General features: G+C 61.0%; 13 protein-coding genes. All 13 read right to left on the reverse strand.

Annotation, left to right across the window (positions count from 1 at the left end):
* Positions 1–4: 4 nt before the first annotated feature.
* Genes JJ917_07985 through JJ917_08045 form a run of 13 tightly spaced genes read right to left on the reverse strand, consistent with a single transcriptional unit; the run spans position 5 to position 14,592 of the window.
* Complete coding sequence (locus tag JJ917_07985) at positions 5–892, reverse strand: amidohydrolase family protein (GenBank protein MBO6698752.1); 888 nt, start codon at positions 890–892, stop codon at positions 5–7.
* Positions 889–1,995 carry a VWA domain-containing protein gene (locus JJ917_07990; GenBank protein ID MBO6698753.1) on the reverse strand — a complete coding sequence of 369 codons (1,107 nt, stop codon included), beginning with the start codon at positions 1,993–1,995 and terminating at the stop codon, positions 889–891. Before JJ917_07990 ends, JJ917_07985 begins: the two co-directional genes overlap by 4 nt.
* A complete protein-coding gene (locus JJ917_07995; GenBank protein MBO6698754.1) occupies positions 1,992–2,873 on the reverse strand; it encodes a MoxR family ATPase in 882 nt (293 codons plus the stop codon). The genes JJ917_07990 and JJ917_07995 overlap by 4 nt, the downstream gene beginning before the upstream one ends.
* Before the next feature lie 3 nt (positions 2,874–2,876).
* Positions 2,877–3,929 carry a xanthine dehydrogenase family protein molybdopterin-binding subunit gene (locus JJ917_08000; protein MBO6698755.1) on the reverse strand — a complete coding sequence of 351 codons (1,053 nt, stop codon included), beginning with the start codon at positions 3,927–3,929 and terminating at the stop codon, positions 2,877–2,879.
* The gene (locus tag JJ917_08005) at positions 3,929–5,623 is read right to left on the reverse strand and encodes a xanthine dehydrogenase family protein molybdopterin-binding subunit (protein ID MBO6698756.1); all 1,695 of its coding nucleotides are present in this window, start codon (positions 5,621–5,623) and stop codon (positions 3,929–3,931) included. Before JJ917_08005 ends, JJ917_08000 begins: the two co-directional genes overlap by 1 nt.
* Positions 5,624–5,628: 5 nt before the next feature.
* The gene (locus JJ917_08010; protein ID MBO6698757.1) at positions 5,629–6,129 is read right to left on the reverse strand and encodes a (2Fe-2S)-binding protein; all 501 of its coding nucleotides are present in this window, start codon (positions 6,127–6,129) and stop codon (positions 5,629–5,631) included.
* Positions 6,129–6,929 (reverse strand): FAD binding domain-containing protein, encoded by an 801-nt coding sequence (locus JJ917_08015; protein ID MBO6698758.1) that lies wholly within the window; start codon positions 6,927–6,929, stop codon positions 6,129–6,131. Before JJ917_08015 ends, JJ917_08010 begins: the two co-directional genes overlap by 1 nt.
* Positions 6,926–7,369 carry an SRPBCC family protein gene (locus JJ917_08020; protein ID MBO6698759.1) on the reverse strand — a complete coding sequence of 148 codons (444 nt, stop codon included), beginning with the start codon at positions 7,367–7,369 and terminating at the stop codon, positions 6,926–6,928. The genes JJ917_08015 and JJ917_08020 overlap by 4 nt, the downstream gene beginning before the upstream one ends.
* Positions 7,370–7,387: 18 nt before the next feature.
* Entirely contained in the window at positions 7,388–7,825 is a 438-nt protein-coding gene (locus JJ917_08025; protein MBO6698760.1) for an SRPBCC family protein, read from the reverse strand.
* Positions 7,826–10,735 carry a flotillin family protein gene (locus JJ917_08030; GenBank protein ID MBO6698761.1) on the reverse strand — a complete coding sequence of 970 codons (2,910 nt, stop codon included), beginning with the start codon at positions 10,733–10,735 and terminating at the stop codon, positions 7,826–7,828.
* Positions 10,736–10,763: 28 nt separating this feature from the next.
* A complete protein-coding gene (locus JJ917_08035; GenBank protein ID MBO6698762.1) occupies positions 10,764–11,591 on the reverse strand; it encodes a phosphoenolpyruvate hydrolase family protein in 828 nt (275 codons plus the stop codon).
* Entirely contained in the window at positions 11,588–13,798 is a 2,211-nt protein-coding gene (locus tag JJ917_08040) for an ABC transporter permease (GenBank protein MBO6698763.1), read from the reverse strand. Before JJ917_08040 ends, JJ917_08035 begins: the two co-directional genes overlap by 4 nt.
* Positions 13,798–14,592, reverse strand: coding sequence for an ABC transporter ATP-binding protein (locus JJ917_08045; GenBank protein ID MBO6698764.1), 795 nt, complete (start codon positions 14,590–14,592; stop codon positions 13,798–13,800). The genes JJ917_08040 and JJ917_08045 overlap by 1 nt, the downstream gene beginning before the upstream one ends.
* Between the last annotated feature and the right edge of the window lie 9 nt (positions 14,593–14,601).

The following is a 14,601-nucleotide window of genomic DNA, read 5'->3' on the forward strand; positions in this document are numbered from 1 at the left end:
TGTTCTAGTTAAGTCGGTAAACCCGGCTTGCAGTGTTGTTGAAAACGGCAGCTTGTTCGCCGGCGCTAAGCCCGCCGGCTGCGGTGCGATGTGTATCGAGAAGCCAGCCATAGTCGGTCCACAGTTTCTCGATGGGGAAGTTCGAACCCCACAAGCAGCGATCGGCGCCAAACAAGGCGACCGTTTCGCGGGTCAGCCAGGTGATGTGTTCGGGCGCGCGCATGTGGATGAATGTGCCGAAGCCGGAAAGCTTGGAGACAACGTTTGGGCGCTTGGCAAGCTTTGCCATCTGGGTGCGCCAGAACTCGCGTCCGCCATGACTGGTGTCGGTCAGCATGCCGGCATGTTGCAAGATGAACGTCACATCTGAGCACGCGTCTACCAGTTCGCAGGCGCCGTCCATTTGACCGGCAAACACTTGGAGGTCGAAGGTCCAGCCATAATCTGCAAGGTGGGCGATGTTGGCTTGCACGGTTTTGTCCCGGCACACATCGCCATGCGGTGCGAAACGAAACAACGGGTTCTCGTGCCAGTGAAACTGCTGGCGAATGCCACGCATGCGAGGAAAAGCGGCCAGCCGATCCAGCGCTGGGCGGACATCCTTGATCGTCATGTCAGCGTAGCCAACAATACCATGTGGCCAACCAGTTTCCTGCGCAACCTGGCTAACCCAGGCAACTTCTGCTTCAGCTTGGTCGACTGGCCAATTAGCCTGCACATAGACAGACTTTTCAACGCCAGTGTTGCGGATATCTTGAAGATACTCGGTCATCAGATAGTCGCGGCGGATCGGCTCATAAGGGCCGAAAATGCGCGGCTGCATTGGCCCGGATAACCATGGCAAATCGGCCTGCTGCCAAACATGAAAATGGGAGTCGACAACTTGCATCACCTGGCACCCTTGGCAAAGGACATCACTTCAGCGGCCAGTGTTTGCGCGGACGAGCCATCACCGAGTTGATCGATCATCGGCAGGATCAGCCGCATCGCCTCGGTATCCGGGCGATAGGCTGGATCAGCTGCCAGCGGAGACAGCCACAAGGTTGACCAGGACAGGCCACGCAGTTTGTTCATCGCACTGACCAAAGCGTCCGGACCGCCGCGCTCCAATCCATCCGACACGATGATGGTGAGCGCGCCACGCGCGAAAGATGCAAAACGAGGAACCGACAGGAACACGGCCAGCGCGTCGCCCAGCCGAGTGCCGCCATCCCAGTCGGCGACCAGACCCGACGCCAGTGCCATTGCCTGGTCGCGGTTGCGATGCTTGAGTGCGCGAGTCACCCTGGTGAGACGGGTGCCAAGGGTGAACACCTCCACCCGTTCGCCGGCCTGCACCAAAGCGTGGGCCAGGCGCAGGCGGCTGTCGGTGCCAGCTTTCATGGAGCCGGACACATCGATCAGCATCAAGACACGGCGTTGGCGCTGACGGCGCGTGCGGGTTGGCAGCGCTGAAATCTCACCGTCACGTCGCAACATGTCACGGAATGCTCGGCGGGCATCTGCCAGGCGGCCCTTGCCGCCGCGCATGCGACGGGAGGTTCGGCGCGGCAGGGTACGCGGTGCGGCCTTGGCGAAAAGGCGCAGTGTTGCGTCTTCATCCTCAGCGGTCAGCGTGCGCTGGTTCAACCGTTCAGCTTGCGTAGCCTCTCCACCCGATGGTTCTTCTTCGTCGGGGTCGGGCAGCAACTCGAACTCCCCGCCGTCATAGGCGTTGGGCATGTCTTCCGGGTCGCCTTCGGCAGGCGCAGCGAAACTGCGACCCAGAAAGATGCTGTCGAATACGTTATCGAAGTCTTCGCGGCGTTCCGGTGCTGGCCCGAACACCGCGTGGGCGGCTCGACGCACGTCGAGGATCGAGGTGGGGCCAAGCAACCCAACCGAGGCCAGGAACGCCTCCGTTTGCTCGGGCGCAGCAGGAAACCCGGCTTGGCGCAAGGCCACGGCAAACTGCAGAAAGGGAGTTGCCGCTTTGGGCAAGAGGCTGACGCTCATGACGCCACCCGTTCCAGCATCGCATCGATTTGCGGCGCGATGAATTCAAGATCATCCTGATCCTTCAGCACCACGCCAATCGCGCGCGCAAATGCGCGCGGCCAGGGAGCGCCTTGGGCATGCAGAAGCGTTGCCGCCTCAGCCCACTCAACCGTTTCAGCGACCCCTGGCGGCTTGGCCAAGGGTTGCCCGCGCAATTGGCCAACGGCTGCAACAACTTTATGGGCTGTATCTTGCGCCACGGTCGACGCGCGCATCATCACGATGTTGGCCTCAAGCGCCGGGTCCGGATAGTCGATCCAGTGGTAGACGCAGCGGCGGCGAAGCGCCTCGTGCAGCTCGCGCGTGCGGTTTGAAGTGAGAATGACGATGGGCGGCTCTGGCGCACGCATAGTGCCGCGTTCCGGGATTGAAAGCGTGAAGTCCGATAGGAACTCCAAGAGGAACGCCTCAAACTCATGGTCGGCGCGATCGATCTCATCGATCAGCAACACGCGGTCGCGGGGTTTTTCCAACGCTTGCAGGATCGGACGGGCGATCAAAAACTCGTCGCCATAAAGGTTCACATAATCATCACCAGCTTGGCGGATCGCGAGCATCTGGCGCGGGAAGTTCCACTCATACATCGCCGCCGACGCATCGATGCCTTCGTAGCACTGCAGGCGCACCAGCTCGCGGCCCATGATTGAGGCCAAGGCCTTGGCGCATTCGGTTTTGCCGACTCCCGGTGCGCCTTCCAAGAGCAACGGCTTTTGCAAGGACAGCGCCAGGAACGTTGCCGTCGCCAGATCATCGGACGCTATGTACTGCGCGTCACGCAGTGCATCCGCCAACGGCTGCGGTCCGTCCAATCCGGCAGGGAGCTGGCGAACGGGCATAGATTATCCAGCCTGCCCAGAAAGGTGTGAGGATGAGAGCATCTGACGGGGTTTGGCGCCGCCATTGGCTTGCAGACCGCGCAGCACTTTTTCCGGCGTCACGGGCAACTCATAGAGGCGAACACCGACGGCATCGTAAATAGCGTTGACGACTGCCGGGAGCACCGGATTGGCGCACATCTCGCCCGGGCCTTTGCCACCATAGGGACCATCTTGGGCGGGGCGTTCCAGAACAGAGATGTGATGCGGTGCCAGATCGCCAGGACCAGGCATCAGGTAGTCATTGAAGTCGACCGGCCCATGGTCACGTTGCGGGTAGTAGGGTTCTGTCGTTTCCCACGCCGCATGGCTCATGCCCATCCAGGCACCACCGCGCAGTTGCTGCTCGACCATGCCCGGGTTCAGGGCACGACCAACCTCATAGGCCGACTGCATGTCCGTCACGGCCACTTCGCCGGTCTCATCATCCACTTCGACCTCAACCAGTATGGCGGCATGGGCGAAGGTGGTGACCGGGCTCATCTCGCCGGTTTCGGGATCAACCTCAGACAAGGGAATGAGAAAGATCCCCCGCCCGGCTATGGTGCGCCCTTGCTTGAACTGTGCCTCCTGCGCTGCCGCCATGGTGGTGATTGAGCGCGAGGGGGCGCCCTTCACATGGATGTTACCCTGCCCATCAGTGACCAAATCGCCGGGGTCCACTTCCAGTTCTTCAGCAGCGGCTTCCAGCATCACCGAGCGCGCTTCTTGCGCCGCCATGATCACGGCATTGCCCATGCGGTGGGTGCCGCGGCTGGCGAACGAACCCATGTCGTGCGGGCCGGTGTCGCTGTCGGCGGTGTCCACATAGACATCAGCGATCGGGACACCAAGCGTTTCGGCTGCAATCTGCCGGGTCACCGATTTCATGCCCTGGCCGAGATCGATAGCGGACAAGGCAACGGTGAACTTGCCATCGGGATTGGAATGGACGAGCGCCTGCGACGGGTCGCCGCCAAGGTTCATACCGATGGGATAGTTGATGGCCGCAAAGCCGCGGCCTGTGTGAACAGTCATCAGCGCCTCCTGAATCCAGAGATGGAAGAAAAGCGGGTGGAGGCGCGCTTGCGCGGTTGTTGACCTGCAGCGGGGGGAGCTGCGGGCGCCGGCTGCACTGGTGCAGGCTGCGGTGCTGGGGTCGATTGCGGCACGGGTTGGTAGCTTGAAGGCTGAACAGGTGCCTGTTGCGCTGGCACCGACGAGGGTGTGGAGGGCACGCTGCCAGTGGTTGGACTGGAACCGCCTTTGCGGGCGTAAGATGTGCTTTCAAAGCCTTCCACGGCGCCGTCGTGATCAATGGCCGTGTGGGCGGGTATCTGACCGCGCACGCCGCCTCCATCTCGGAGTGAAGAAGCAGCTTTGGATTCTGGTTTGATGGTCAGGCCTGCTTTCTCGGCGACGACCTGACAGCACTCGATGAACGCGCAGTTCTTGGCTACGCGGCGATGGGCCTTCATATCGCCGTCGCGATAGGCATTCAGAATGCGCAGGTCGATAGGGTTCATGCCAATGGTGTCGGCAACCTGATCCATATGCGCTTCAATTGAAAAATCGACGCCGGTGATGCCAAAGCCACGCATGGCCGTTGCAGGCGTGCGGTTGGTGTAAACGCAATAGACATCGGCATAAACGTTGGGGATGGTGTATGGGCCAGGTAGGTGGCCGACCGATTTGATCACCGCGTAGGACGATAGGCGGGTGTAAGCGCCGCAGTCGAAATAGCCGCGGAACTTGCGGGCCACGATGCGCCCATCATTCATCACGCCATCGGTGATGTACCAACGCTCGGCGCCTCGCGGGGCGCCAACCTGCATCTCCTCCTCGCGATCCCATTGCGATTTGCAAGGTTTGCCGGTGAGCATCGCGCCGAGGATCGACAGCGGTTCGTGGATTGAATCGACCTTACCGCCAAAACCACCACCGACCGTGCCACCGATAAAATGCAGCCTTGAGGATGGCTCGTTAAGGACCTTGGAGGCGGTGCCCAGCGAGAAGAACAGCGCCTGCGTACCGGTGTAGCAAACGTAGCGGCCATTCTGTTCTGGCGCGGAAATGGCACCGCAGGTTTCTATGGGCGCCTGCTCGATGGGCGACATCTGATGACGTGTCTCAACGATATGGTCAGCGGTTTTGAAGGCCGCATCCACATCCCCAAAGCGCAGCTTTTGGTGGTCGTATTTACCGTGGTAAACGAAGGCGTTGCCTGGATAGACATCGCATACCGTTGGCGCGCCGGGCTTGAGCGCCTCTTCCACATCATGGACGTGAGGCAACACCTCCCAATCCACGTGAACTTCTTTGACTGCGGCTCGGGCTTCAGCTTCGGTATGGGCAACGACGGCCGCCACAGGTTCGCCGACATAGGCAACCTTCTTGTCTGAGAGGACCGGTTCATCATCCAAGCCAAAGTCAAGCAGCGCGAGCAGCGTGTTCAGGTTCACCGGTACGTCGGCACCGGTGATGATGCGCACAACGCCCGGCATGTTCTCGGCGCGTGAGGTATCAATGCGGCGAATGCGGGCATGATGGTGCGGTGAGCGCACATAGCGCATGTGTAGCAAGCCATCGAACAGATGGTCATCATAGAACGGGGAACGACCCGTTACATGACCTTCGATATCTTGGCGGCGGATGCGTTTGCCGATTTCGTTGAGATTTTCATCGCGCTCATCGGCGAAGAACTCTTTGCGGAACTCGAATGTGTTGGCCATGTCGTTCATCCGGTGGCCCTCCCGGTGCTGCCATGAGCAACCTGCAAGATGGCCTCAATGATCGGCTCATAGCCGGTGCAGCGACAGAGATTGCCAGAGATGCCTTCAATGACTTCTTCGCGCGTTGGGCGCGGATTACGCTCCAGCAAGGCGCGAGCGGACACGAGCATTCCGGGGGTGCAGTAACCGCACTGGGCTGCAAAGTTCTCCATGAAAGATTCTTGCAGCGGGTCGAGCTGCGCGCCATTGGCAAGGCCGCCTGCAGTTTCAACGGTTTTCCCGTCCACGGATTCAGCCAAGACCAAGCAGGAGAGCTGCGTTTGCCCGTCTATCGTCACGGTGCAGGCGCCGCAGGTGCCCTGCCCGCAACCATATTTCGGCGTCAGGTCGCCGACGCCGCGACGCAGAAAGTCTAGTAGGTTCTGCCCCGGGTCAGCGAAAGCAGCCGTCGGTGCGCCGTTTAGCGTCAGGTTGACCGGCTTCTTTTTGGATGCATCGTGGGCCATTAGCGGGCTCCCATGGATTGCAACAGACGGCGCAGATGCACGCTCGCCACCTCTTTGCGATACCAGCTTGAAGCGATCGGATCGGTTGGTGGGTTGAGTCCGTCAGCAGCGACCTGGGCGGCGCGGTCGACGATTCCTGCGCCCAGGGACTGACCTTCCATAACGCGCTCCACAGCATTGCCGCGCACAGGTCGATCCGCCATCGCGCCCCATGCCACACGCGCACCTGAGATGCGCCCGCCGGACTGTGGGGCGAACACGGCGATGGAAAGCACAGAAACGCCCTTTGGCTTCACCCGGCTGACCTTGAGAAAGCCAAAAGTTCCTGACGGGGGACGCGGAACCTCCAACGTAGCGACAAGGCCTGACGGTCGTTCGCGGTCACGCAAAACATCGTCGATGGGTCTGGCATTGGACCCGCCTGCCATTGTCACCTGCGCACCCAAAGCGAGCAGCGCGACGGCGAAATCGCCGTAGGGATGCGGAGCGAAAATATTTCCGCCAACAGTCCCCATATTGCGCACTTGCGGACCGCCGATCTGGCGCGCAACCGGGTGCAGGAACTCCAGCTCACGTTGCGCCAAAATCTGCGCCATCGTCACACCGGCGCCGATCGTTACGCGGTCGCCCATGGCGCGAATCTCAGTCAGCGCAGGGTCCGTGGCGCGCACCAGTCGCGGCGGCGCTTCGCCGGCATTGACGTTGCGCATGAGCACAGTGCCGCCGCCCATATAGGCGCTGTCGGCGCCCATCTGCCGGGCGGCTTCGGCCAGCGTTAACACGGTTTGCACATCGGTCATGCGGCAAGCCCCAATTGTTCGCGGATCGCATCAAAACCGCCCTGATAAACGCCTTCAGAAACCAGCGTTTTGAGTTCTTCTTGCCGGCCTTTTGGCGTGTCGAAACGGCTCTCCCAGTTCCAGAAGGTCCAGTCCCCGTCGGTCACCGGGGTCAGGCGGACATGGGCAACGTAATTGAGCAGCGGGATGGGCGTATCCTCCAGGCAATAGGTAAAGGCCATGTCGATATCCGATAGCGTTAAAAGCCGCTCCCGCAGCTCTGACCCATCGGCAAGCCGGAAACGGCGCACGCAGCCCACCATGTCGGACGGGTTGCCACGCTCAATGGCGCTTTGCGCCACCGCAGGGTGCCACTGATCATGGCCATTGAAGTCCCGCAGGATGGCCCATACGTCCTCCACCGGCGCTTCAATGATTGTGCTTTTGACGACTTTGACCATGTCCGAAACTCGCGCCGCCTAGGTGGCCAGTTGCCGTTTGAGCGCCGAAAACCCAGCCTGGAAGACATCATTGCCGATACCGTTCACCAGGCCCTCTTCCTCCTCCTCAGCGCACTCGAATTCTGCGCTCCACTCAGCGAAGCAGCGATCGCCATCGGTGATGGGCGTTAGCCGCAGCGTCGCGACATAATCGGTTAGCGGCATCGGGCTTTCCAGGATCGAATAGGTGCAGAACATGTCGTAGTCCGACAGGCCCAGCAGCTGCTCGCGGATGCGATCGCCGTTCTGCAGGTGAAAGTCGCGGATGCAGCCGACCTTGTCGGCCGGTTCGCCGTTTTCGATGCGGCTGTCGCGGATCGATGGGTGCCAGCGTGGCAGGCCATTGAAGTCGCGCACGCGCTCCCAGACACGTGTGGCTGGCACATCGATTACCGAAGAGATGTAGACGCGGGCCATCTACTTTTTGCCCCCGTCTTTGTCCGAGCCCTTGCCGGACCCGTCGCCGCCTGATGAACCTTTGCCCTTAGCGACCTCATTGGCCACGCGCTGCATGTCGGATGCTTCGCGGATCAAGCCACCCTGTTTGGACAGGTTTGCGCCATCAACGCCAATGTCGGCCAGAAGGCTGTCGATAAGCGGGGCCTGCACACGATAGCGCAGCGCAGAGTTGATCACCTCATCGGTCGGCGATCCATCCGAACCGACGCCATTGCTGCCGCCCATCCCGCCGTCCAGTTGCATGATCCGGATGTCCTGGATCTTCTCAAGCGGCTTGACGCTGGCCGACACAATGCCTTCGACGTGCTCCAGCATTTTCCGGCGGAACAGAGAGGCGCGCGCTGGATCGGTGAGGACATTCTCGGCCTCGTTGATGAGACGCTGTGCCTCGGCCTCGACGGCAGCACGTAGCTTTTCGGCCTCGGCGATGTGCTTGGCCTCGGCAGCGGCCTTTTCGGCCATTAACACATCGATTGACTTCTTGCGGTTGGCAGCCTCGGTCTCGCGAACGGTCTGGACCTTCTCTTCCGCCTCGGCAGCCCGCGCACGAGCGGCATCAGCCTCAGCCCGTGCCGCGCTCTCTTCTAGAGACTTCTGATAGAGCACGATGGCCTTTTCCATCTGCACGGTCTCGACTTCGCGCTCGCGTTCCACCTCAAGGCGACGGCGCTCGGTCTCGTGGCCGATGCGGATTTCATCCAGGCCGCGTTCGGAAGCGACGCGTGCGCGCTCCACTTCTTCTTGGCTGGCGATCTCAGCTTCACGCAGCATTTGAACGCGAGCGATCTCAAGTTGCTCAAGCGCCCGACGACGTTCGAGCTTCGCCGCTTCGACTTCCTTCTCGCGTCCGATTTCAGCCGTTTCCACCGACTGATTGGCAGAAATCTCTGCCTGCTTGACGCTGGCCTCGGCTGCGGCGCGTTCGGCCTTCTTCTCAGCAAGAGCAACGACGCGCTCTTCGTCGGCCGCTTCGACAATGCGCTTGCGTTCAATGTCGCTCACTTCGCGCGTTTTGGCGCTCGCGATACGATCTTTCTCAAGCGCAAGCTCGGTGGCGACCCGCTTCTTCTCGACCTTCTCGCGGCGAGCAATGTCGGCCGCTTCGAGCTCTTCCTCGCGCTCGATCTCACGGGCGCGCACCTCCTGTTCAGCGGCGATGCGCTCGGCATCCACGGTTTTGGATTGCGCAATGCGGGCCTGCTCGATTGCCTCTTCTGCAGCGATGCGCGCTGCATCGATAGCTTTGTTGCGCTCAATTTCGAGGTTCTGAGTTGCTTCGTCGGCCGCGATCCGCGTGGCGGCGATCTGCTTCTCGCGGGCGATGCGTGCGGCTTCAACGGCCTCGGACGCTGCGATTTCGGCTGCCTCGACCGCCTTTTGTCGGTCGATCTCCAGTTCGCGCACCCGCTGGTCTTCAGAAATGCGCGCTTCTGACACTTCGGCGGCTTGAAGAATACGCAAGCGCTCAATGGTCTCACGCGAGGTTATCTCTGCCTCGTCAAGCGCCTGCTGGCGGGCAATCTCGCGCTGCTTGATGTCCTCTTCGCCCTTGATGCGGGTCTGGGCGAGCAACAAATCCTGCGCCATGCGGCGTTTTTCGTTGGCTTCATTGGCTTCGATTTCCGCCTGGCGCACGGCCTTCTGGCGCTGGATCTCAAGTTCCTGCGTTTCGCGATCCTTGGCGATGCGCGCTTCGGCAACAGCCTTCTCTTGAGCGATACGCGCGCGTTCTGTGGCTTCGCGGGCCGAGATCTCCTCGTTCTCGATATCCTTCTGGCGGGCAATCTCCAGAGCCTGCGTTTCTTTCTCGTTGGCAATACGAGCTTCGGTGATGGCGCGCTCCTGCAGGATGCGCGCGGTCTCTGTGGTCTCGCGGGCTGCGATCTCTTCAGAATCAATGTCTTTCTGACGAGCGATTTCGCGGGCTCTGATTTCGCGTTCGGAGGCTATGCGCGCTTCGGCGATACCCCGCTCATTGGCAATGCGCGCCTTCTCAATCGCTTCTTTGGCGGAAATTTCCGCACTCTCAGCTTCGGTTTCCCGCTCGGCCCGTTCCCTGGCCAATTCAGCACGCTGCTGCGCGCGGTGAAACTCAACTTCGCGTTCCTGGGCAAGCCTGGCCGACTCGCTCTCGCGTTCGATCTCAAGCGCTTCTTTTTCGGCCTCAAGGTTGCGCGCGCGGATCTTGATCATCGAGTCCTGCTCGATGTCGTTGCGCAGCTTGCGGCGTTCTTCAATGTCCTTGATCAGCGAGGTCAGACCTTCGGCATCAAACCTGTTTGACGGATTGAAATACTCCAGCGCGGTTTGGTCGATGTCGATGATGGCGACGGACTCCAACTCCAGCCCGTTCTTCTCCAGATCATCCTGCGCCAGCGAGCGAACGCGCTCAACGTAAGTGTGGCGGTTCTCATGCATGCTGGCCATGTCCATCTCGGCGGCCACCGCGCGCATGGCACTTTCAAACTTGCCCGACAGCAAGCCGTGCAGATTTTGCGCTTCAAGGGTCCGGCGCCCGAGCGTGGAAGCGGCCATCGCGACAGACTGCTTGTCCTGGCGTACGCGGATGTAGAACTCGGCCTCAACATCAACGCGCATGCGGTCTTTGGTGATCAAGGCATGGTCATTGGATCGGCTGACCGCCAGCGGCAGCGTGTTCATATTGACCGGCGTAATATCGTGGATGATCGGCCAAACAAATGCGCCGCCATCTATGACGACCTTTTCGCCCAGAAAGCCGGTGCGCACGAACGCGACTTCCTTGGTTGAGCGCTTATACAGCCACTGCATGACCCAGTAGATGATCGCGATGACGATGACCGCCGCGATCAGCCACAAAATCAGCTCTCCGATAAGTTGTCCGGACATGAGATCCTCCCATCCCGCTGACGAAGCGTCAGCGGCCCTTGATGCGCTTGAACGCGCGTGTTTGTTCGGTCAAAGCCACTTCGGTCGGCAAACGCTCCATGGAAGAGGCGCCGTAAAAGCCGTGGCAGGTTTCGGTGTTTTTTAGGACGAAGTCGGCGTCATCGGGCATCGCCACTGGTCCGCCATGCACCAGGATGATGGCATCCTTGTTGACCGCCAGCGCGGCCTTGGACCAGGCATCGACCAGCGCTGGACACTGCTCCAGCGTTACGGCCGTATCAGCGCCAATCGATCCGCCCGTTGTCAGCCCAAGATGGCAGACAATTACATCTGCGCCAGCCTCAGCCATCGCGGCTGCACTGTCTTCGTCAAAGACGTAAGGGGTGGTCAGCATGTTGCGTTCGGCAGCGAGGCGGATCATGTCCACCTCATGGCCAAATCCCATGCCGGTTTCCTCAAGATTGGCGCGGAAGCTGCCATCGATAAGCCCGACCGTTGGAAAGTTCTGAACGCCAGCAAAGCCAACACGCTTGAGTTCATCCAGGAACACCGGCATCAGCCGGAACGGATCGGTGGCGCAAACACCCGCTAGCACCGGCGTGTTTTTCACGACTGGCAACACTTCGCCTGCCATTTCCATGACCACAGCATTGGCATCGCCATAGGGCATCAACCCGGCCAGGCTGCCGCGTCCAGCCATGCGGTAGCGCCCGGAATTGTAAATTACGATCAGGTCGATGCCGCCGGCCTCTTCGCATTTTGCCGATAGACCGGTGCCCGCGCCGCCACCGATAATGGGCTCACCTGAAGCGATCATGGAGCGAAATTTCTCGAGTATCTGATGTCGGGGGATCATCGGCTTGCTTGCTTTCCTCGTACGGGCCGACCGCCATGCAGCGAGCGATAGGCGCTCACAAGCGTATCGGCGAAGGCAGGGTCATTGATGTGGTGGGGCACGCTGATCAGTTGTCGGTTGCTCGTGGCGCGAACAGTTGTCTTGAGCGCACCAAACAGCGCGGCGTTGGCGGCAGGATCGTGGAACGGTTGGCCCGGCGCATCGAGAGCCGAGACGCCGCCCTCAGTCAGGAAGAAGCGCACTGGCCCCTCCATTTCATTGAGGCGACCGCCGATCCATTGGCCAATTTGGGCGCACTCGTCCGGCGTGGTGCGCATCAGCGTCACCTGCGGATTGTGCTCGTAGAATGTACGGCCTTTGAACTGATCCGGCACGGTTTCAGGCGCACCGAAATTTACCATGTCGGTTGCGCCGACCGAGCCGATATAGGGGATGCGCGTGCGGATCACCGCGCCGAAGCGATCCTCCGTTGCAGGGAAAACACCGCCCACCAGCATATCGCAGATCTCAGTGGTGGTGGTGTCGATAACGCCAGTGATTTTGGCAGAGTCGATGAGCTTCTCCATCGACTGGCCACCAATGCCGGTGGCATGAAAAACCAGGCAATCCACGTCATCGCCGAGGCGTGCAACCGTTTGCTGCACGCACGGCGTCGTCACGCCGAACATGGTCAGGCCGACGGCGGGCTTGGCTGGTGGTTTGGCGATTTTGCTGGCCGCTGCAGCGCGCCGCGCATTGACCATGCCAACCATGGCGTTGGCGGCATTGCCCAGCACTTCCTCGGTCAGCACGTTCAGCCCCTGCACATCGGCGACCGAATGCATCATCGTGATGTCCGATGGGCCGATATATTGCGACACCTGCCCCGATGCGACTGTGGACACGATCAGTTTCGGCACGCCCACGGGCAGCGCGCGCATGGCAGGCGCAACCATGGCGGTGCCGCCAGAGCCGCCCGCCGAGAGAATGCCGGCAATGCCGGACTGCCGCTCTATCCATCGTTCAAAGGCCAAAACCATGCCCGTCACTGATGTGCCGCGATCTCCGGTGAACACACCCGATGCGCCACGCGGGTGGAAGGCGGCGATCTGATGGGCCGGAACTTCCGCGCCAGAGTGTCCGCCTGACGTGGAGAGATCGGCCATGCGAACGGGCAAACCGGCGGCTCGAACGATATCACGCATGTAACGCAGCTCATCGCCTTTGGTGTCGAGCGTACCGGCAACAAGCACGACGCTTTCGCCTGGCGAGGTCAGCGGCCTGATCTCCACCTGCGGAACGCTGGTGGTCGTCGGGGTCGAGGCCGTGACAACGCGTGCAAGACGCTCAAGCTGCGCAACCGGCACCGGCTTTGACCAGCGATTGGGATTGGTCGGGTTGGCGTTGTAGATCTTGGTCGCGCGCGCTGCCCGTTCCTGCCCGGCCTCGCCTCCGGCGCTGCGATCAGTCTGCGCTTCGGGTTCTGGCGTATCATCGTGCGCGTGGCGGCCGACGCCCAGCAAACGCTGTTGCAGATCGCGGTCAGCGGCAAGCGTCGCCGCAGGCGCCATACGCGCGATGCGGCCATTGACCATGATGGCGACGTCATCGGCCACCGCGCAGGCCACACCGATGTTCTGCTCGATCACGAGCACTTCCATGTCGCCTTCGTCGGCGAGCTGCATCAGCATCTGTTCGACCTGGTCGACGATGACCGGGGCAAGACCCTCGGTCGGCTCGTCCATCACCAGCAGGCGCGGGTTCAACAGAAGCGCACGTGAGATCGCGAGCATCTGCTGCTCGCCACCCGACAGTTGGGCGCCGCCATTGCCCTTTCGTTCGGCCAGGCGCGGGAACGTCGCGTACACCCGTTCAACGGTCCAAGAGCCATTCTTGGTCGCGACCATTTTGAGGTGTTCGTCGACCGACAGCGTCGGCCACAACCGGCGTCCTTGGGGCACATAGCCAATGCCCAGGCGAGAGATGTCGGTCGGGTCCTTGCCGACCAGCGATTGGCCGTCAAAACTGATGGAACCGCTGGCGACTGGCACCAGCCCCATAATCGCCTTGCAAAGGGTCGTCTTGCCCATGCCGTTGCGACCAACGACCGACAGGACACCTGACTCCAATTGCAGATCAACGCCTTGCAGCGCGTGCGAGGCGCCATAAAAGACGTTCAGGCCCTTGATCTCCAGGGCGGCAGGGCCGCGGCGGCTGGTGGTCGCCATCACGCGTCACCCCCGTCTTCGCCATGACCGAGATAGAGCGCCTGCACCTCAGGATCATTCTCGATCTCTTCCGGCGTACCCTCTTTGAAGACCCGCCCATTGTGCATCATCGTGACGCTTTCAGCGACGCGCAGGGCGACGTCCATATCGTGCTCGATGATGACGTAGCCGATGTGACCGGGCAGCGACGTTAGGATGTTGATCAACTCGGTGCGTTCGGTCGGCGACAGGCCGGCGGCAGGTTCATCAAACAGAATGAGACGCGGCGCACCGGCCAGTGCCAGGGCGATTTCAAGCTGTCGCTGTTGCCCATAACTCAATTCGGACACCAGCGCGTCGCTGGCATCGGTCAAATTGACCGCTTCAATCAGCTCGCCAACCCGAACCTGCAACGGGTCGTTCTGGCGGGTGCGCAGCATCGAAAAGCGGCCACGCGAAACCCCGCGACAAGCCAGGTAAACATTGTCTCGGACGGTCAGACCGCCAAACAACAGGCTGATCTGGTAGGTGCGTCGCAGCCCGCGACGGATCCGCTCATAGGCGGGAAAGCGCGATACATCTTCGCCAAACAGGCGGATGGTTCCGCTGGTCGGGAAAAAATCGCCGGTAACGCAATTAAACAGTGTGGTCTTGCCAGCACCGTTTGAGCCCAGCACGGCGCGGCGCTCGCCAGACCCGACCGTCAAGGTGATGTCGGAAATTGCCGCCAAGGCGCCAAACATCTTGGTGACACCGCGCAGCTCAAGCGCGTTGCCTGAGCTGACCGAAACCATACGTTCGGCGCTGTCTGGCACAGCGATCAC

The organism is Hyphomicrobiales bacterium (assembly GCA_017642935.1).
In the GTDB taxonomy this organism is placed as follows: Bacteria; Pseudomonadota; Alphaproteobacteria; order Rhizobiales; family MH13; genus MH13.